The organism is Roseofilum sp. SBFL (assembly GCF_017746885.1).
Lineage (GTDB): Bacteria > Cyanobacteriota > Cyanobacteriia > Cyanobacteriales > Desertifilaceae > Roseofilum.
Map to the genome: position 1 here is coordinate 1 of NZ_JAGHZH010000078.1, position 19,481 is coordinate 19,481.

The following is a 19,481-nucleotide window of genomic DNA, read 5'->3' on the forward strand; positions in this document are numbered from 1 at the left end:
CCGTTAAAAGATGGCGAAAAAATCCAGCGATTTTTTGGGCAAGTAACCCTCTAACCTGATGCTATAGTTATGCGATCGCGACCATTGAGTTGAGGTTTTCAGCAAAATACTACCGAAAAAGGTCGCTATAGCGACCTTTGAACTACCTTGTCACCCCTTGAGGAAAGGAATTCGTCGAGCATCAGGAATGAGAGCCAAGGCTTGCCCACACACTCCCGGTCACCAGTGTCACCAGTGAGGTAGGCAATCTTGACCTGAGGAAAGAGGGCTTCACAGTGCTCCAACAAGTCCATGGGCTCTTCACTGTTACTGTTGCCTTTCTTTTTTTCTTCAGCATTGTCCACATCAAGGGATAGCCAATGCCCTCATGCACCACAGACAGCATCAGGATATTGAAGTGGGTCTTGCCGAATGACCCGTTCGTCCTATCAATGCTTAACATCCAGGGTTGAGGGATTTGAGCGATGCTCATTACCATCAGTGTGAACTTATCCATCTCCATTTCAAAAGAGCGGAAAAATCGCTGCATTCGTTTATAGTTCCACGCTTCTGTCGTTCTTCCTCCCCAGAGGGTATATTCCCGCTTGTGATGAGACCATCGCAGCTTTATTGATTCACCTTTTCACCAAGGCGATCTCGATCTCCGAAAATGACAGAAGAAGGATAGAGAACAATCGCCATATAATATAGGATTAAAGGTTACTTTGAAATTCTTCAAGTAAATCCATTAAATTTAGCTGTGCTTGCATGGGCATTAAATCTAACAAGGGAATTTGCCTGCGTCCTCCCCCTAATTTTACAGTTATCTCTTGCAAAATTTCCAATACTTTGTTTTCTTCGAGGTCATCTTCTACTAATAAAGGATAGAGACGCTCGGCTAAAGGGGTATGAAGATGGGCATCATTGAGATAAAGATGCCATTTGGCAATATCCATATAGACATTTTTACCAATTTCTGCTGCTAAGTTTTCAATGGACTCTGTGAGATAGCTGCAACTCATGAATGTTCCTCCTCGTTCAGTATTGGAGATCGGGTAATATTCAATTATACAACAACTCCTCATTGACGAAACTTAATTATATGTTAAAACAGATCTACTAGAGTGGATCGATAACAGGATGGATAACTTCATTCATAAATTACTTCAAAAATTAAACTCATTCTCTTATAAACATACTATTTTGTTCCTGATTCTATTATTTTGTTTGAGTATTGGTATCGGTTTAGCAAACACTTATCAAATGTCATCAAATTTAATTAAATATCAAGCAATATCAACCGCAATTTCCTATTCTAATTTAATCAAAGAAGCGAGAAATCTGTATAGCTCTGAGGTGGTCGATCGCGCCCAAGATGTTGATGGCATTTCTGTTTCTCATAATTATCTCAATATTACAGGTGCAATTCCTTTACCCGCAACATTCTTGATGAAGTTAGGATGGAAGATTGGCCAACACAATATGGGGATGATGGTTAAGCTCTATAGTGACTATCCTTTTCGGGGTGGTCAAGCGATGATCAAACAAACTATTAGCGATCAATTTGAGCAAGATGCTTTATCCGCCCTAAGAAAGAGTCCGAATGAACCCTATTACCAATTTGAAAAAATAGCAGGATATTCATCTTTACGATATGCCCAAGCAGAAATTATGGAGCCGACTTGTGTCGCGTGTCATAATACTCATCCAGATAGCCCAAAAACAGATTGGCAAATAGGAGATGTACGTGGAATTTTAGAGATTATTTTACCTTTAGATGAGTTTATTGAAGAAACTCATAAGCATTTGAAGGAAACATTGATGATGCTGTTGTTTCACTCGGTTTTAGCTCTTTCAGCGATTGCTGTTGTGATTAATCGGTTGCGCCAAACGTCGCAAGAGCTGGAACGGCGAGTGGTTGAACGAACCGCTCAACTCCAAGAAGCGAATCAAGAACTCGAAAGTGAACAACAAAAATCCGATCGCCTCTTGCTCAATATACTTCCCAAACCGATCGCTGACCAATTGAAGCAGGGCCATAATCCGATCGCCGAATGGTTTCCTGAAGTTACAATTTTATTCGCAGATATAGTGGGATTTACGAAGTTAGCCTCGTCAATTTCTGCACCTACATTAGTCAATTATCTCAATGAAATTTTTTCGTCCTTTGATTATTGGGCAGATCAGTATCAGTTGGAAAAAATTAAAACCATTGGGGATAATTATATGGTCGTGGGAGGTGTGCCCACGAATCGACCGAAGGTGGCGATCTCTGTAGCGGAAATGGCGCTGAAAATCCAAGAAGAGGTGTTTAAGTTTAATCTTAAACACCAAACCCTGCTCGATATTCGCATTGGGATCAATACCGGGCCGGTTGTGGCTGGGGTGATTGGTAAGAAAAAGTTCATTTATGACCTTTGGGGAGATGCGGTGAATATTGCCAGCAGAATGGAATCCCATTGTCTACCCGGGAAAATACAAGTAACAAAAGAAACCTATAATGCCTTGAGAGATGACTATCAGTTAGAAAAGCGAGGTGAGATTGAGGTCAAAGGCAAAGGAAAAATGACTACCTATTTTCTGGAAGGGCGAATAACTCCATAGGGCGATGAATCTTCCTGAGCGATCGCTACTTTATAGGATCGCCATTGACTCCAGACAAGAAACTCTTGCTCAGTCAGGCTTTGAGACATTAATAGATCCTTAAAAGAGCCTAAGATTGCCCTGCAAAGGTCAAAAAGCTGATACAATCCTTCAAAGTGCTTAAGTAATTTGATAAAAGGTTCCTGGATGACCAACTACAGTAGTTCTGAAGCCATAGCCGATCTTAATCGCCGAAGAGTGATTAACACGATCACCTTAACCCTGCCTAGAATAGGGTTCATTGTGGCGATCGCCGCAGTAATCTGGTGGGAAAAAGGGGTGACTCCCCTTGATATCGCCTTACTCGTCGGTTTTTACATCCTCACCATTCTAGGGGTGAGTGTAGGATATCATCGCTTATTCTCCCATAAAGCGTTTAAGACTGGGCCAATTCTGAAAGCCCTGATCGGTATTGCTGCTTGTATATCGACTCAAGGAACAATTGCCAGTTGGGTAAGCCACCATCGCCAGCATCACCTATACAGCGATCAACCTGGAGATGTTCATTCGCCCCACCTACATGGCAAAAGCTTCTGGGGGCAACTGCAAGGATTTTGGCATGGTCATTTTGGTTGGATGGTTGGTGCAACTTGGGTGGAACCCTTACCCTATATCAATGACTTAAAAAGCGATCGCATTGTGCAAATAGTTGATCGCTGGTGTTTAATCTGGATTGTACTGGGTTTAGCGCTCCCGGCGGCCATTGAAGGAGCCATTTGTGGATCTTGGGAAGGCGCTCTGCGAGGGCTGATCTGGGGCGGAGCTTTACGAATTATGCTCAGTTTCCAAGGAACCCTCTCCGTTAACTCGATTTGCCATTTGTGGGGGACTCAACCCTTCAAGACTGGAGACTTCAGCCGCAATAATCCCCTGATTGCCATTATTACTCTAGGGGAAGGTTGGCACAATAACCATCATGCTTTTCCTTACTCTGCCCGGTTTAGCATGAATTGGTGGCAAGTCGATTTTTCTTGGTGGGTGATTGCCCTGCTGCAACGCCTGGGTTTAGTCTGGGATGTTAAATTCCCTTCGGATCAAGATATTGAGCGCAAGCAACAGGAAAATGCTGTTCTGGCTAATTAGCTCCTAGTTCTTGCTTCACCCTCTTCTGTCACTTTGGGACAAAGGGGGATGAAATTCTAATTATTGATGATATGTTAGCGATCGCAGCACTCTTACCTAGTTTGGGAAGTGGCGATCGCCCGTATTTAATCTCCCCTGTTTGATCGAGCACAATGCAGCCCTTTTCTGTACTATCAGCTACATTGACTGTTTTTAACGATAGGCAGAATAGTTAAAAGCTCCATCAAATTATTATTTGCTCCCCCTATCTCCCTATCAAAGCACAAAGCACTGTACATGCTATTCCTTTATCTACCCGCCCCTTTTGCCTCTTCGATCCAGCGATCGAACTGCTCTTGATTATCCTTCACCCATTCTTGAGCCAGACGGCGCATATCTTCCGTCGTATTCTGCCCTCCTTTAATCCGTAAACTTGCCTCATTCATATCTTCCAGGGGAATTTGCACCAACTCAAACCAGCGTTTAGCGACTGGATTATCCGCTATAAATTTTGGGTTAGATATCACTTTCTGAGTTGGTCTAGAAAAACCAAGATTCTTTCCATTAAATGTAGTATCCTCCTCAGTTAAATCAGTAATATATTCTGGGGAAGAAGTAAAAGGAACTTCTAACCAAATCACATCCTCATTTAGCTTTAAAATGACAAAAATCCAATGGGGATTATAGGCATAATATAAAATAGATTCTCCTTCTTCATAACGAGTAATAGCATCCGCCAATAAAGCCGCATAACTTCCTTGATCGTGTTCCACTGTATCTTGAAGTTCATACTCCTTAATGTGATGATTGATCCCCAACTCACAACCCCAACCCGGATTACATCCAGTTAAATTTGCTTTACCATCACTATCAAAATCAAACAGTTTGGCAATTTCTGGATCTTGAAGCTGCTCTATATTATAAATTTCATATTTATCTGCTGTCTTTTTATCAATCAGATATCCTTGAGTTGCTGATGGAATCAAAAGCCCTAACCCGATTAACTTTTCTTCACCACCAGCATTTTCAAAAAAAAGTTCATGCCCAGGTTGATAATAAACAACGCTATAATCTAAATCTCCGTTAGCAACAGCAATGTAAATTGCTGGATATTCCAGCTCTTTTACTGGATCTATTTTATAACCTAGTGTTTCTAGACCTAGATTAACAACCTGAGTTTGAAAACTTTCCTCAACCCAGCTACTATGTCCCGAACGAATAGTTACTTCTTCCGGTGACAAGTTACCCCTCGAATCGCTAGATTCAGACGTAGGTTGACAGGACATTAATCCCAGCAACACAGACATAAAAGCAGTGAGTATGATAAATTTTTGAGAGAATTGGATAGTCATGAGATTCCTAATAGAGGAGAAGACGAAGCAAAGGATTATGAGTATAGCGATTCTCTCTTCTCTAGAGTATAGCTTGAAACCTTAGACTCTAAGCAATGCTAGCTATTGTGTATTCAAAGCGCTATATAGGTTAAGCCGCATCGATTATACTTGTTTATTCACTGGCTCCTTTTGCCTCTTCAATCCAGCGATCAAACTGCTCTTGATTTTCACTCACCCACTCTTGTGCCATACGGCGTAGATCTTCCGCTGTATTCTCCCCTTCTTTAATCCGTAAACTTGCTTCATTCATATCTTCCAGAGGAATTTGCACCAATTCAAACCAGCGTTTTGCAACTGGATTATTTTCTAAAAACATCGGGTTAGATATAACTTGCTGAGTATTGGCAGGTAACCCAAGATTTTTACCCTCAAATGTAGTATCTTTTTCTGAAAGATCGCTCGAATCTCCTGGTAAAGAAGTAAAAGGGACTTCTAGCCAAATCACATCTTCACCTGGCTTTAACACAGCACTAATCCAATGGGGATTATAGGTATAATAGAAGATTGGTTCTTCCTCTTCATAACGAGTCATTGCATCGGCTAATAAAGCCGTATAACTTCCTTGATCGTGCTCTACTGTATCTTGAAGTTTATAGGCTTCAATATGATGATTTGTGGTTAGCTCACAACTCCAACCTGGATTACATCCAGTTAAATTTGCTTTTCCATCTCCATCAAAGTCAAACAATTTAGCAATTTCTGGATCTTGAAATTGTTCTAGATTAGAAATATTGTACTCCTCTGCTGTTTTTTTATCAATCAGATATCCTTGGAGTCCTGATGTCGTTAAAAGCCCCAAACCGACTAACTTTTCTTCACCACCAGCATTCTTAAAGAAATCATTATGCCCCGGTTGATAATACACAACGCTATAATCTAAATCTCCATTGGCAACAGAAAGATAAACTGCTGGATACTCCAATTCTTTTACTGGATCGATGGTATAGCCTAGCTTTTCTAGACCTAGATTGACAATTTGAGTTTGAAAACTTTCCTCAACCCAGCTACTATGTCCCGAACGAATGCTTACCTCTTCGGGAGATAAGTTACCACTCGAACCACTAGGTTCAGATGTGGGTTGACAGGACGTTAATCCGAGCAACAGAGATATAAAAGTAGTGAATATGATGTTTTTTGGAGAGGATTTAATAGTCATGATATTATAAGATTATATACTCCAGAATTATGATAACAATTTTGATCCATATTTATCTATTTATCTTCATAAAAATTATTAACTTGCTCCTTTCGCTTCAGCCAACCATTGATCGAACTGCTCTTGATTTTCAGAAATCCATTCTTCTGCTAAAAGACGAACCTTCTCAGGGCTATTTTCTCTTTCCCTAATCCGCAAACTTGCTTCATTCATATCTTCAGGAGAGAATTGTACTAATTCTAACCACCGTTTCGCGATTGGATTAGCGGCTACAAATTCTGGATTGACGACAATTTCTTGAGATCCTCCTGGGAACCCTGTATTTTTTCCATTAAACGTGGTTTCTTCTTCAGTAAAATGTTCATTTCCTGAGAAAGAAGTAAATGGAACTTCTAACCCAATCGTATCCTTATCTGGTTTTAAAACCGCAGAAATCCAATGGGGATTATAAGCATAAAATAAAATTGGTTTCCCTTGTTGATAGCGACTAATCACATCAGTAAGCAAAGCTTCATACACTCCTTGCTCTTGTTCAACAGTGTCTTGCAATCCATAAGGTTCTATATGATGATTGATCGCTGATACACAAACCCAACCTAGATTACATCCAGCTAAATTAGCTTTTCCATCTCCATCAAAGTCAAACAATTTAGCAATCCGTTCATCTTTCAATTGTCCGAGATTGGTAATTCCATATTCTTGAGCTGTTTTTCGATCAATTCGATATCCCCTATTGCCAATGGGAACAAAAAAACCTAATTTTTGTATTTTTTCATCACCCCCTGCTTGGTTAAACATGCCATCATGACTGGGGCTATAGTAAATAACACTATAATCTAAATTTCCATGAGCAATAGACCAATAAATTCCGGGATACTCTAGTTCTTTAATGGTAGCAACTTTATAGCCTAGCTTTTCTAGACCAATATTTACCACTTCAGTTTGAAAGATCTCTTGAAGCCAGGTACTATGAGCTGAACGAATAGTTACTTCGTTGAGGGACGAATTTTGAGTCGAGCTTTTCGTAGTATAACAGCCAGCCAATCCCATAGTTAGAGATAAAATAATTGAAGTCAATATGACTTTTAACTGAAACTTGAATCGCATTAAATCAATTTGAAAAGATGGAGGTTTTTCTTCAGATATCGTTTCATTGATTCGCCTCTTTCACTTCTGCAATCCAGCGATCGAACTGCTCTTGATTTGCACTCACCCATTCTTCTGCTAAACGGCGGATATCCTCCTGAGAATTTTCACCTTCTTTAATCCGTAAACTTATTTTATCCATATCCGCAAGGGGGATTTGTACCCTCTCAAACCAATGTTTTGCCATTGGATAATTGTCTGCAAAGGTTTGATTAATCACAATATTCTGTTTGCTTCCCGGAAACCCTGTATTTTTGCCATTAAATGTAGTCTCTTCTGCAGTTAAATTACTCAGTCCTTCTGGGAGAGAGGTAAAAGGAACTTCTAACCAAACTGCTTCTTGATCCGTTTCTAAAACTGCAAATATCCAATGGGGATTATAGGCATAGAATAAAATGGGTTTTCCTTGCTCATAACGAGTAATTATATTAGCCAGAAGAGCAGTATAATTTCCTCGGTCTTGTTCAACGGTATCTTCGAGTTCGTAGGCTTGGATGTGATGATCGATCATCGCTTCGCAACTCCACCCTGTATTACATCCCGCTAAATTGGCTTTTCCATTTCCATCTAAATCGAATAGTTTTGCCAGTTGTGGATCTTTCAATTGAGCAATGTTATTAATTCCATATTGATCGGCTGTTTTCTTGTCAATTCTGTATCCTTGGCTTCCTTCAGGAATCAACAATCCTGAGATCTCCAATTTTTCATTACCACCAGCATTTTCAAAAAAATCTTTATGGGCTGGGTTATAATAGATGACCGTATAATCGAGGTCGCTATTAGCCAGAGAAATATAGATAACAGAGTAATCTAGTTCTTTGACGGTATCTATAGTGTAACCCAATTTTTCTAGTCCCAAATTTACAACTTCTGTTTGAAAACTTTCTTCCACAAAACCACTATGGGCGGCTCTAATCGTAACGGGTTCAGAATGTTTATCGGCTCTTTGGGTGGGTTGGCAGGCGATTAATCCTATCATTAGGGAAAGAGTTGTAGGAATTAATCGGGATTTTAACATTGATATTCTTTTATTCATTTTGTAAGATGGTTTCTTTCACCATTGCCAAGTGTTTCGGCAACTGTTTTTGGTTGTCAAATAAACGATTCACTCGTGCGTAAGCATTTCCGCGTAAACGATTGGCATAGTCAGTTTCGATCGCCTCCACCAAGACGTTGGCTAAGGCTTCTGGATCGCCAGGACGCACCAAATACCCTTCGTGGCGATCGCCGATCATCTCCGGTATCCCAAACACATTCGTGCTGACAATTTTTAACTCAAACGCCATCGCTTCTAAAACCACCCTCGGAAAAGACTCTTCAAAACTGGTACATACAAATATATCGGTTAAGCCAAAAAAGTCAAACACATAGCGCGTTTCTGGATACATTTTCACGTAATCCAGCTTTAGCCTCTCTTGCACTTGACGCAAATAGTCAAGATAGATAATTTCGCGAGTTCCCACAATCAGAAACTCTAGGTTCTTAAACTGCGAGACTGGATAAATCTTCTCTAATTGCTTAATGGCTTCTAAGAAAATATGCTGTCCTTTACGCTCGCACGTTGTTCCAATCACCGAAATCACTGTTTTTTCTTCAGAAATCCCATATTTCTGCCGTAAATAAGATTTGCTATTACTTTGGCGAAACTCGGCAATTTTTTCTAAATTCATGCCTCCAGGAATCGTCCGAAAACGGCCGTGAATATCGAGATCGTGGAAAATTTGCCGCGTGGCATCAGCGACAAAGATAACCCGCGATGCATTCTGAAAACAACGCTCCAATAAACCCCGCATCACTTGTGGAGGAGAGTCACCAAAAAAGTTTCGTAAACTGCGCTCAACGGTGCAACTTTCATGGATATGCCAAATACTCGGTAAGCCAAACAATTGGGCTAATTCTATTCCCCAAAAACCGACCATCGTATTGGACATCACCAGATCGAACTCGGTCATGTCTAGGACTTTTCCCACCTGTTGGAGACGCTGATGGTAGGTTTCTAGGCTATTATCGACCCGTTGCAGATTATCTTCAATCAGTTTGACGGGAATATTAAGTGCTTCGTAATCGTTGCGTAACGGTCCATCGACGAGGGAAACAACATTAACTTGGCATTCTCCCGACTCGACAAAATGCTTGGCAAAATTATAAGCCATTAAGGGAGCGCCTTCGAGGGCTAAATTGTGGGTGACCAGTAGAATTTTTATCCCGGAAATTCGACGACTATGGACATAGTGAAGGGGATTTAAATCCATAGTCATGGAATCGATATTAATATTGGAGTTAATGTAAGGGTCTTTTTTTCCCTGATATCGCTCCATGAAATTCAGGTGTTCCTTAGGATTATAATAGTCTCCCCGTGAGGCACTTCCTTGATGAATGAGGGTGGCTTGAGGGGTATAAACGACCCGCTTACCGGTTTCTTGCACCCGTAAACAATAGTCCACATCATTGAGTTCTAAGCCCAATTTTTCCCGATCAAATCCACCGACTTGATGGTAAAGTTCGGTGGATGTAAGCAAACAGGCTCCGGTAACGGCGGAGACATTTCGGGTGGTGTGGGGATAGAAGAGATAACCGAGTTCTTCTTTGCGTAACCCGTGGAATAAATGACCGGCTAATCCACCATTGGGGCCGATACAAACGCCGGCATGTTGTAGGGTATTATCAGGATACAGGAGACGAGCGCCAACCACTCCGACTCCTTCAATGGACATCCATCCGACCATGTCTTCGAGCCAACCGGGAGCGATCGCCGTAATATCATTGTTAAGCTGCAACATGAGGGGCGTTTTCACCTGTGCAGCACCAAGATTCACTAAGCGAGAATAGTTAAAGCCCTCCCGTCCGGTTAAACTGGGGTCGGGGCGTTGGGTTCTAATCACCTGATAGGTTAATTTGAGGTCTCCTGGGGAGGTTAAAGAACCATTTTCCAGTTGACTAAAAAATTCTTCTGTCTTGGGTTCCGTAGACTGATCGTCAACAATAATCACTTGCACGTAGCGCGGATCTACAGTTTTCTCCAAACTAGCAATACATTCCGATAGGATTTCTGTGCGATCGCGAGTCGGAATCACAATGGTAACGGGATTTTCCGCTAAAATTGAAGCATCCCATTGCAACTGATGCAAACATAATCCGTACTTCGTGGCTAAAGCCGGTAAAAAGGGTTTCGCCTTTAAATTGCGTCGCTCCAGAGTATCAGAAATTGCTCGATAGGCACTATCAAAGACATAGGTTTTCTGCGTTCCCTTCGATGCCGTACTTTCCGGATGGACGCGCCAATGATAACAGACGTGGGGAATATGACGTACCCTATCCATTGTCGTCTTTTCCCGCACCCGCAGGTAAAGATCGATATCCTGCGCTCCCTCTAAACCCGATCGCAGTCCTCCCACCTCGTCAATTAAGCGCTTGCGAATCACGGCTAGATGGTGCGTATAATTGTGGGCGATCGCCATTTCTGGACTCCAAACCCCCTTCATTTGGTATCCATAACGCTCTCCTGTCGGCGTAATTTTGTCCTCGTCCGTATACATCCAATCCACATCCGGGTATTGGTCTACACATTCTGCTACATGTAGTAGCGCATCGGGAGATAACAGGTCATCATGATCTAAAAGAGCAATATAGTCCCCCGTTGCCACCTCTAGAGCTGAATGGGTCGCCTTGACAATATGGCCATTTTCGGTTCTAAATACAACTTTGATCCGAGAATCTGATGCTTGCGCTTCGGTCAAAACTTGCTTAACATGAGGTTGAGTCGAGGAATCATCCGCCAAACATAATTCCCAGTTGGGATAAATTTGCGCTTGTACTGAGGCGATCGTTTCTTCTAAAAAGCCCTTCGGTGGATTGTAAACGGGAACAACTACACTGATTTTTACACCCGTTTTTTCTAAATGTTGTGCCGACTCTGCCATCAATTCCCGCACCTTAGCCGTTAAGCGATTATGATCTAGCCAACGCTGATAGGGGTCTTCCTGTTGCCAAGGATGAATAATCGTAGAATAGGATACAAATTCCTGAGTTTGGGTTTGGTCGTAGTAGCGCTTAACAAACCGAATCCAAACCAGAGGAGATAAGGGAATTCCCCCGCGCTGTTTATAAGCTAGAACCGCCTTAGTCATAAACCCAGAAATCATCTGGGAAACTTTCAGTTTTGGCGGACGCTCGTACACATTTTGAATCGTAATAGTACGGGCAAAACAACAGACTGAATCTCCATTCTCTAAATTCGCCATAATCTTGATGGAAATCTCCCCAGAATAATTGGGTTCAATGGGTAAATTCCAGCCAAAGCCACTATTTTCAGCCGAGGGAGCATCAATAAACGCTTGCGCTACATCGGGACGAGGTTCTCCATAGGTGATAGTTTCTTCCCTACTCTCATCTTGAATCAGCGTCAGCGACTCAATCGCGTGACGATGATGAAACACCCAACCCGCAATTCGCAATACCCCACTGACGTTGCGTTCAATGGCATTTGGACTTTCTAAAAACCCCTGGAGGTCTCCCGTGGGATTGACTTCTAGGTTGGGAGAGCGCTTCAGTAAAGCCTTCAGGGGCGCTTTCACCGTCTGTATCAGGGGGTTCAGGGATTTTTTCATGCAAAGATAGTCCACTCCAAATCAAGCTGGAACTGGTGGTTCCAGAGTCGATTAGCAACACTGTAACAGAATAGCTGAAGATTGCGATCGGCGATCGATGTGTAGCGGCTTCTTGGCTAACTATACCTTTGGCGATCGTTAGGAGGCAAGTTACTCTGGGCCCCTTGTTAAGTTCAATCAAAGCCAACCTATAGGAGTTAATTATTAATGGAGCTAGGCAGAATCGAACTGAAGGTATTGTTTCTCAGCTAACGCCACTCAATAGCTAAAACCCCTGCCTTACATATGTCTCACGCACTGAACCTTGAAAATGTGTGAAAAGTGTGTGAAACATAGACACCTACATAAAGCAGACGTGGAGCCTGGTTAATGAATATTTTCACTCTAACCAAATTGACCCATCCAAAATAGTAACAGCGATGATAGAAGCGCAGCTTCATAGGGAAATGGTATGAGGTTCTAGGGTTAAACAGACTTCAGATTCCCAAAAAGAACAGAAAAAGGGAGTTATTAAGCTCCCCAAGTTCTTCATATAGTTTAATTCGGAGGAAATCAGACTACCTGACTTGATGCATACCAGCTTCAACAGGACTTGACCTAGGCATTCTTGCGGCGCTTGGAAGCAGCAACCAGACCGCCAATGGCAGCTAAACCGAGGAGAGTGGAAGGTTCGGGAACTTTAGCAGCAGGTTCGCCTACGGTGAACTTGAAGTTGCGGGTGAAGGAGAAGCCATCACCGGCATCAACCACACCAGAGGCATCGGACCCCTTGTCAAATGCACCTGCGGAACCAGGAGTACCAAAGCTGTAGGCGTAATTCCACTTTGTACCTCCGTCCAAGCTGTATTTAACCACTTCACTAGCCATCATTTGGGATAATACAGGGTAGAGTGGGTCGGCTACATTAAGTTGCAAACCACTAGCGAAGGTGTTATGACCCGCTAATTCAAAGGAGAATTCACCGTTGTTGCTCGTAACAGATTGAATGTTGGGGTCGCTCAAACGTTGGAAAACATTTTAAAGTACCAGCGAATGCGGGAGTGCCGAGGACGCTAACACTAGCGACAACGGAAGCACCCATAGCGATTTTTTTATAGTGTTAAACATAATTTCAAGCGCCTAGAATTCTTAAGTGTGTTGTGTTGACTTGTAATCTTCAATAAGTTGTTGGGAACTTGCTATCCTCTGAACCGAGTCCCATCTTAAGTTGATGTTTGGGGAAGATATGTGACCGAGTTCACTAGAGTAACGTGATTGTTATTCTTTGGAGAAACTCTATTTTCTTCCTAGCTTTGGGTGGCTCAGTTTGGGGAAGTTATTGCCTCGCAACTTGCTCCTATGATAGCCTCAAACCCTTGACCTATGGTGAAGTTAGGATGAAGATTACAACAAGTTTCTATAAAGTTTTCAAGGAACTTGAGATGCCATTTTCCGTATTTCTACGATTGCAAAAACTGGCCGATCCGAACGGCTGCCTGTTGGAGAATGTGGGGGTCATGGACGAGGGCAAAACGGACAAATCCCTCTCCAGAAGGGCCAAAACCGGCTCCGGGAGAGGCTGCTACCCCTGTAGTTTCCACGAGTTGGGTGCAAAATTCGACTGAGTGTTTTTCCCATTTTTTCGGTAATTTAGCCCAGACAAACATGGTAGCAGCGGAGGGAGAAATCGGCCAACCGATGTCGTCCATGGCGCTAATAAAGGCATCTCGACGCTGTTGAAAGCGGTTAATCGTAGACTGAATATGGGTTTGGGAGCCTTGGAGGGCGGCGATCGCCCCATTAAAGATGCCTTGGTACTGATTAAAGTCTACCACTGCTTTGACTTGGCGCAATCCAGCTATCAACTGGGGATTGCCGATCGCATAACCTACCCGAAATCCTCCCATACTATAGGTTTTGGAGAACGAGAACAATTCGATGGAGATGGCTTTATCGGGGTCTGCTTGTAGGACGGAAGGGGACGCAGGTTTGCCATCAAAGACAAATTCGGCATAGGGTGCATCGTGGACGAGGGCGATATTGTGGCGCAAGCATAGGTCTACTGCATCTTTGAAGAAGGATAAGGGCGCAGTGGCGGAAGTCGGATTATGGGGATAGTTGAGAACCATCATCCGTGCTTTGTCTAAGACAGATGGGGGAATATCGCTAAAGTTGGGTAAAAATCCATTCTCTTCTCGCAAGGGGAGGGTGTAGAGTTCTCCCCCGGCAAAGCAAACGCCACCATAGTGAGACGGATAGCCCGGATCGAGCAAAATGGCAATATCTCCGGGGTTAAGGATGGCTAGAGGAAGGTGAGCGGTTCCTTCTTGAGAACCAATTAAAGCCAGGACTTCGGTTTCTGGATCGACAGGAATATTGTATTTATTGGTGTACCACTTCGCACAGGCTTGTCGAAACGGGAGGGTACTGTTGAACAGTTGATAGCCGTGGGTGCGGGTATCGGGGAGCGTTTGGGCGATCGCCTCTATCACCTGGGGGGCAGTGGGTTGATCGGACGATCCCAAGGATAAATCAATGACTTCTAAACCAGCCGCTCTAGCTTTCCCTTTGCCGCGATCCATATCGGCAAAGACATTATGTTCAAAGGATTTGAGGCGATCTGCAAAACGAATCATGAGGTAGGGAATGGGGGGATGGGGGGATGGGTTACAGGTGAGGTTCAATCATTTCCACTAATTGTTGTTTGGTGAGTGCCCCTTCGCCAGAAGCAATCAGCTCTCCGGATTTGAATAGGCGCAGTCCCGGAACGCCCTCTACTTTATATTTATCTACCGCTTTAGGATTGGGGTCTACTTCCATTTTTACAACTTTGAGGCGATCGCCATATTCGCTGGCAATTTGATTAATCGAAGGAGTCACCAAGCGACAAGGGCCGCACCAATTCGCCCAAAAGTATACTAGCACAGACTTAGAGGCTTCGAGGACTTGAGATTGAAATTGATCGTCGGTAATCGTAATTGCGGTACTCATAAACAATCACAGCAGTTCTGGAAACGACCCATTTTAGGTTAGGTTAGGTTATTATACCCCGATCCGGGACTTTCTTTTTAATCAACTAAAATTAGAGCTTCTTTCCATGAATCCTATTGTTGCCTCTGAGCTGAACACGTTTACCGAAGAGACATCTATCCGTACGATCCAAGCGCTCCAAGAGGAGGCGATTTCCACTCCTTTAAGTCCCGAACCCATTGTTACGTCCTATCTCCATGAAGGCAACGGCACTACTCCGATTGTATTATTGCCTGGGTTTGATAGTTCGGTGTTAGAGTTTCGGCGGTTACTCCCTCTGCTAGCGGAACATCAGGAGACTTGGGCGATCGATTTATTCGGGTTTGGGTTCACTGAAAGACGGCCCAATTTACCCGTGAATCCAGAAGCGATTAAGGTTCATTTACATTCAGTTTGGCAAACTCTAATTCAAAAACCGATGATTTTAGTCGGCGTTTCTATGGGAGGTGCAACGGCGATCGATTTTAGCCTTAGCTATCCCGAAGCCGTAGAACAGTTAGTGTTAATTGATAGTGCTGGATTTGCTAACGGTCAGGCTATTACCGCACAATGGTTAAAACCCCTCGTCTATGGGGCAGCTAAATTTTTACGTCAATCTTGGGTTAGACAGTCTGTTGCAGTCCAAGCCTATTATGATCGCAAATGGGCTTCTGTTGATGCTCGGCTCTGTGGGGCACTGCATTTAAAGATGCCTTATTGGACAGAAGCGATGGTCAGTTTTACCCTCAGTGGCGGCTACAATAATATGGCTGATAAAGTTGGGAAAGTTACCCATCCGACACTGGTTTTATGGGGAGAGGGCGATCGCATTCTAGGAACTGCTGATGCGGCCAAATTCCAGAAGGCCATCCCCCACGCTAAACTGATTTGGATCGAGCAGTCTGGTCATACGCCCCATCTAGAGCAACCGCAAAAAACAGCCGAACTGATTTTAGAACACTGTAGCCAACCCTCCTTACGCTTGAGATGAAGATGAAGATTAAGCCGCAAACTTTACACTCAACTACTGAGGCGATCGCCCCAACTGTAATAAAATAGAGTATCAATCCTACTCAACCGCCCTCTTGTCGTGACGCGCCAACCCCACGATCAATTTGCCAAGCAGTACCTAAAAAGAACTGCTCGAACCCCTGGGAGAAGTAGAAATTAGCCGGGAAATTCCAGGGGAAACCCTGTCTATTGACCTCATTTTTGAGCCTTCCCCTAAACCACCAAACAACCCTCCAGCACTGGGTTTACTCTCTCAACTGGCTTCTACACCTTGTTTATTAGAACCCTATCGCAATTGTCCCAGCAACCCAGACATTCGCAACTGTATTCTGAAGCTTTTCCATGTCCATGCAGAACTCCAACGTCAGGCAAAACGGGAACAGCGAACCCTTGATGAAGAGCAATTATCTCGATTATGGATTTTAACCCCCACTGTTTCTGAGAGAGTATTAGAAGGATTAGGCGCTCGTCCTGACTTAAAACAATGGTGTACAGGGGTGCATCTTTTAGCAAAAACACTCAAAGCGGGGATTATTGCCATTAACCAACTGCCAGAAATCCCAGAAACCTTATGGTTAAGGATGTTGGGGAAAGGAGGAACCCAAAAAAGAGCGATCGAACAAGTGCTGGAACTACCCAGAGAACATCCTCAACGGCGAAATATTCTACAGTTAGTGGGGATATGGCGAATTAATGTTGCTAGTAAAATAGAGTTAGAAACAGAAGAAAGGGAGTTAATTATGGAATTATCACCAGCCTATCTAAAATGGCGAGAAGATACCTTGCAAGAAGGGATTGAACAAGGGATTGAACGGGGTCAGCGCTTGATGATTGAAGCCTTATTACGAACTCGGTTTGGTGAGTTGGATGAGGCGCTTTTGGGCATCATTGACTCTCTGTTGGTCTTGTCTCCAGATGAGTTTATGCCTTTGTGTTTGCAGTTATCCCGTGAGGAGTTGTTGGAGCGATTTGGCGATCGCCAACTTTAAATATAGCATTCTTAAATGAATTCCCTTCCTGTCGGTGATCGCTCTTCCTGCCATTAAAGACTCTTGTCCGTTTAACAACAGGGGCGATCGCCAACGAAAGAATAAGGTTTTAACCTGCCTTTTTCCTCAAGCAACATAAGAGGAATAATGGTTCAATCAATGATAATGCCATGGTTCTACCTGAAAAGGTACACCAGGATACTTGCGGCAATGATCTAAATACTTAAAAAAGTAAGGCATCATCTTAAGAAAAAAAGTTTGATCCTCATCACTCATTGTATGAAACTTAGCCAAACACTCATCAGCATCGTCACAATCAACCATCCCATATTTTTCTTGAATACGGGCAAATTTATCCCAGTCTCTGTTTCTTTGAAAAACTCCAAAGGCAAAACCAATTGTCTTTCCTATAATTGCCTTTGATAGAAAACTTTCCAACATTTCTACAGACCTCTTTGACTAAATGAAAAGGAGATTACAGAACACTGTTCAAGGTGTTTTTACTTAAAGCGATCAACCCTCCTATAAAGGGAAATTGCTTTACATTTTTAGGCTAACAAGCCTATGGATTGGATTTCGAGGGCAGATGATGCAGAATTTAGGAATGTTCTGCACCATCTGCACTTAAAGGTAAAACGCTGACGTTTTATGGCGAGAGAATTGATAAAATATCAATAACTCGCTTTAGATAAACAAGGACAAAATACCTTCAAGGAAATTGTAAACCCAGCTATCATCATCGCCACCTCCATCAAAGCTATGATCGAAGTTGTGCGGGGGATGATAGTGCGGTTGATGCAATTCGGTATGAAATTCCCGATCGTACTCGTGATGGTGCATGTTTGCCTCCTGAATCTTTAACTTACATTTACATCAAAGCACAATCTTTTTAGGCTTGAAAGAGCAGACTTTTTTTTTGCTGCACCTTCTGCACTTGCTAGATTAAATATGGCTATGATAGTCTCTTCTTAGAGTCTGATATAACAATAAAAACATGAGCAAAAAATGCAAACGCAATCACGTCAAAGCGCATCAGCAAGGATTGGAAGATTTGAAAAATGCACAAGAAGAGACAAAAGAAATTAATAAAACAGAAAGGCCGATGAATTATTATGAAATTGCGGAAGATTTAAAAACGAGTAGAGATAGCATTGCCCGTTTTTTTCGAGGGGAGTGTATTCGGATTAGTGTTGCCAAGAGCATCATTAAGTTTTTAGGGCTAGAATTTAATGATGTGATTAATTTGGATGATTTGAAGGATTTAGGCGATCCAGATAGTGTGACGTTGTTACTTAACACTTCCATAGATGAGTTTCTTCCTCAAGCTGACAAAATCTTAGAAATTTTGAAAGAAATGTCAGGCGATCGCACCATTACGATTAGAGTAACTAAGCCAGGTAGTGCGATCGTGGTACTAGAGGGTTTGCCGGAAGGACTCAGGCGCATTGAGGAATTGTTTGAAGCGGGTGAATTGCAGGAAATTGCTGGGTTTCCGGTGTTGGATGTTTATCTGGAATGGGAAGAAGAACCGACGCGGTTAAGGGATTGGTTTCAGGGTGTATTTACTGAGGGATGGCAAAGAGCAGAGGAGTTGTTGACACCGGAACAGTTGCATCCGGTGATGGTGTGGAGCGATCGCACTCAGCGAGCGAAATTCTACGATCTCAGTGTAGACTTGCTTCAGTGTCAGGTTGTGTTGCTGATTAATCTGATACAGGAAGAAGAGGAGAGGGCGATCGCCAACTTAAAAGTCTATCCCAGGGATGCCGAGTTTTTGCCCGTTAACCTGAAAATGACCATCCTCGCTGAGGGAGAGGTATTTAAGGAAGTGACAGCTAGAGCTGCGGATGTGTGGATTCAATGTGAATTTGATGCTAACTTTAGTGAAGAATTCACCGTCTGTTTGGGCATCGATGATACAATTGTGAGCGAAAAATTTGTCGTATAATCGCAACGTAGGGGCGGGTTCACCATTAATGTGGCTGATTGACCATAAGTTTTGTAAACCCGCCCGATCGCAACCGCAAAGTAGGGGCAACTTTACCATCAATGTGGCTCGATGCACCATAAATTTTGTAAACCTGCCCCAACACCCTGGAAAGAATACCCAAATTCAAGGGGGTAAAAATGTCTCAACTCATTAAACTAACTCTCAATAAATCCCCAGACGGTTTAATTGCCCTTATGGAAGTCAAGGTGCAAGGGAAAACCATCGCTTCCGCAGAAGGAGAGTTGCCGAGGTTAATGCACTATCAGGAGTTAGAGGAAAGCTATCTACAGTGGCAGGCAGCTTATTGGAACTTAGAATATTTTTATCCTATATTTTTAGGCAGGCGTGCAGTCATTGAGAATGCCTCGAGACAGGAAGATGCATTTGCCGCTTGCTGGAAATACGCCCAAGTTTTAGAACAGCAACTCAATCGCTGGTTGAGTTATGAAGGCTTGAATCCCGTTATTGAACGCATTAACGAGCAAATTGCAGAATATCAATTAAATCCCCATCAAC

The 19,481-nt window shown here is 42.9% G+C and carries 17 protein-coding genes and 1 pseudogene; 6 read left to right on the forward strand and 12 right to left on the reverse strand.

Going from position 1 to position 19,481, the window contains the following annotated elements; translation table 11 throughout:
* Positions 1–170 precede the first annotated feature (170 nt).
* Positions 171–574, reverse strand: a pseudogene (locus J7545_RS08755) (IS4 family transposase); the annotation flags it as partial.
* 118 nt (positions 575–692) lie between these two features.
* Positions 693–1,001 (reverse strand): DUF3181 family protein, encoded by a 309-nt coding sequence (locus J7545_RS08760; RefSeq protein WP_318700754.1) that lies wholly within the window; start codon positions 999–1,001, stop codon positions 693–695.
* 241 nt (positions 1,002–1,242) lie between these two features.
* Here J7545_RS08760 and J7545_RS08765 point away from each other — a divergent pair, with 241 nt between their 5' ends.
* Both J7545_RS08765 and J7545_RS08770 read left to right on the forward strand, forming a co-directional pair.
* The gene (locus tag J7545_RS08765) at positions 1,243–2,583 is read left to right on the forward strand and encodes an adenylate/guanylate cyclase domain-containing protein (RefSeq protein WP_318700755.1); all 1,341 of its coding nucleotides are present in this window, start codon (positions 1,243–1,245) and stop codon (positions 2,581–2,583) included.
* Between the two features lie 186 nt (positions 2,584–2,769).
* On the forward strand, positions 2,770–3,705 hold the full coding sequence (locus J7545_RS08770; RefSeq protein ID WP_318700756.1) for an acyl-CoA desaturase: 936 nt from the start codon (positions 2,770–2,772) through the stop codon (positions 3,703–3,705).
* Positions 3,706–3,992: 287 nt separating this feature from the next.
* On the opposite strand, the gene proX (J7545_RS08775) is transcribed toward J7545_RS08770, so the two are convergent.
* From proX (J7545_RS08775) to J7545_RS08810, 8 genes are all read right to left on the reverse strand, one after another.
* Entirely contained in the window at positions 3,993–5,036 is a 1,044-nt protein-coding gene (proX, locus tag J7545_RS08775; protein ID WP_318700757.1) for a glycine betaine/L-proline ABC transporter substrate-binding protein ProX, read from the reverse strand.
* A gap of 154 nt (positions 5,037–5,190) precedes the next feature.
* On the reverse strand, positions 5,191–6,234 hold the full coding sequence (gene proX, locus J7545_RS08780; protein ID WP_318700758.1) for a glycine betaine/L-proline ABC transporter substrate-binding protein ProX: 1,044 nt from the start codon (positions 6,232–6,234) through the stop codon (positions 5,191–5,193).
* A gap of 78 nt (positions 6,235–6,312) precedes the next feature.
* A complete protein-coding gene (proX, locus tag J7545_RS08785) occupies positions 6,313–7,311 on the reverse strand; it encodes a glycine betaine/L-proline ABC transporter substrate-binding protein ProX (protein WP_318700759.1) in 999 nt (332 codons plus the stop codon).
* Positions 7,312–7,384: 73 nt separating this feature from the next.
* Positions 7,385–8,398: a glycine betaine/L-proline ABC transporter substrate-binding protein ProX gene (proX, locus tag J7545_RS08790; RefSeq protein ID WP_318719458.1), complete on the reverse strand. Its 1,014-nt coding sequence runs from the start codon at positions 8,396–8,398 to the stop codon at positions 7,385–7,387.
* Positions 8,399–8,408: 10 nt separating this feature from the next.
* Positions 8,409–11,987, reverse strand: a complete 3,579-nt coding sequence (locus J7545_RS08795) for a glycosyltransferase (protein WP_318719460.1) — start codon at positions 11,985–11,987, stop codon at positions 8,409–8,411.
* 597 nt (positions 11,988–12,584) lie between these two features.
* Positions 12,585–12,989 (reverse strand): NF038130 family PEP-CTERM protein, encoded by a 405-nt coding sequence (locus J7545_RS08800; RefSeq protein ID WP_318700934.1) that lies wholly within the window; start codon positions 12,987–12,989, stop codon positions 12,585–12,587.
* A 437-nt stretch (positions 12,990–13,426) separates the two neighbouring features.
* On the reverse strand, positions 13,427–14,599 hold the full coding sequence (locus J7545_RS08805) for an LL-diaminopimelate aminotransferase (RefSeq protein WP_413038626.1): 1,173 nt from the start codon (positions 14,597–14,599) through the stop codon (positions 13,427–13,429).
* A 34-nt stretch (positions 14,600–14,633) separates the two neighbouring features.
* Positions 14,634–14,957, reverse strand: a complete 324-nt coding sequence (locus J7545_RS08810; RefSeq protein WP_318700932.1) for a thioredoxin family protein — start codon at positions 14,955–14,957, stop codon at positions 14,634–14,636.
* A 106-nt stretch (positions 14,958–15,063) separates the two neighbouring features.
* Between J7545_RS08810 and J7545_RS08815 the strand changes: the two genes are divergently transcribed.
* Together J7545_RS08815 and J7545_RS08820 are read left to right on the forward strand one after the other, a co-directional pair.
* Positions 15,064–15,966, forward strand: coding sequence for an alpha/beta hydrolase (locus J7545_RS08815; RefSeq protein ID WP_318719461.1), 903 nt, complete (start codon positions 15,064–15,066; stop codon positions 15,964–15,966).
* Positions 15,967–16,483: 517 nt separating this feature from the next.
* On the forward strand, positions 16,484–16,975 hold the full coding sequence (locus tag J7545_RS08820; protein WP_318719462.1) for a hypothetical protein: 492 nt from the start codon (positions 16,484–16,486) through the stop codon (positions 16,973–16,975).
* Between the two features lie 156 nt (positions 16,976–17,131).
* On the opposite strand, the gene J7545_RS08825 is transcribed toward J7545_RS08820, so the two are convergent.
* Both J7545_RS08825 and J7545_RS08830 read right to left on the reverse strand, forming a co-directional pair.
* A complete protein-coding gene (locus tag J7545_RS08825; RefSeq protein ID WP_318719463.1) occupies positions 17,132–17,416 on the reverse strand; it encodes a hypothetical protein in 285 nt (94 codons plus the stop codon).
* A gap of 243 nt (positions 17,417–17,659) precedes the next feature.
* A complete protein-coding gene (locus tag J7545_RS08830; protein WP_318719464.1) occupies positions 17,660–17,815 on the reverse strand; it encodes a hypothetical protein in 156 nt (51 codons plus the stop codon).
* A 154-nt stretch (positions 17,816–17,969) separates the two neighbouring features.
* Here J7545_RS08830 and J7545_RS08835 point away from each other — a divergent pair, with 154 nt between their 5' ends.
* Positions 17,970–18,923 carry a DUF1822 family protein gene (locus tag J7545_RS08835; protein WP_318719465.1) on the forward strand — a complete coding sequence of 318 codons (954 nt, stop codon included), beginning with the start codon at positions 17,970–17,972 and terminating at the stop codon, positions 18,921–18,923.
* Positions 18,924–19,102: 179 nt separating this feature from the next.
* On the forward strand, positions 19,103–19,481 hold a 379-nt coding region (locus J7545_RS08840; RefSeq protein WP_318719466.1), incomplete at its 3' end, for a hypothetical protein.

Excerpts from the sequence above, each read along its gene's own strand:
- J7545_RS08760 (WP_318700754.1), bottom strand. The coding sequence starts at position 1,001 with ATGAGTTGCAGCTATCTCACAGAGTCCATTGAAAACTTAGCAGCAGAA.
- J7545_RS08765 (WP_318700755.1), top strand. The coding sequence starts at position 1,243 with ATGTCATCAAATTTAATTAAATATCAAGCAATATCAACCGCAATTTCC.
- J7545_RS08770 (WP_318700756.1), top strand. The coding sequence starts at position 2,770 with ATGACCAACTACAGTAGTTCTGAAGCCATAGCCGATCTTAATCGCCGA.
- proX (WP_318700757.1), bottom strand. The coding sequence starts at position 5,036 with ATGACTATCCAATTCTCTCAAAAATTTATCATACTCACTGCTTTTATG.
- proX (WP_318700758.1), bottom strand. The coding sequence starts at position 6,234 with ATGACTATTAAATCCTCTCCAAAAAACATCATATTCACTACTTTTATA.
- proX (WP_318719458.1), bottom strand. The coding sequence starts at position 8,398 with ATGTTAAAATCCCGATTAATTCCTACAACTCTTTCCCTAATGATAGGA.
- J7545_RS08795 (WP_318719460.1), bottom strand. The coding sequence starts at position 11,987 with ATGAAAAAATCCCTGAACCCCCTGATACAGACGGTGAAAGCGCCCCTG.
- J7545_RS08810 (WP_318700932.1), bottom strand. The coding sequence starts at position 14,957 with ATGAGTACCGCAATTACGATTACCGACGATCAATTTCAATCTCAAGTC.
- J7545_RS08815 (WP_318719461.1), top strand. The coding sequence starts at position 15,064 with ATGAATCCTATTGTTGCCTCTGAGCTGAACACGTTTACCGAAGAGACA.
- J7545_RS08825 (WP_318719463.1), bottom strand. The coding sequence starts at position 17,416 with ATGTTGGAAAGTTTTCTATCAAAGGCAATTATAGGAAAGACAATTGGT.
- J7545_RS08830 (WP_318719464.1), bottom strand. The coding sequence starts at position 17,815 with ATGCACCATCACGAGTACGATCGGGAATTTCATACCGAATTGCATCAA.
- J7545_RS08835 (WP_318719465.1), top strand. The coding sequence starts at position 17,970 with ATGAGCAAAAAATGCAAACGCAATCACGTCAAAGCGCATCAGCAAGGA.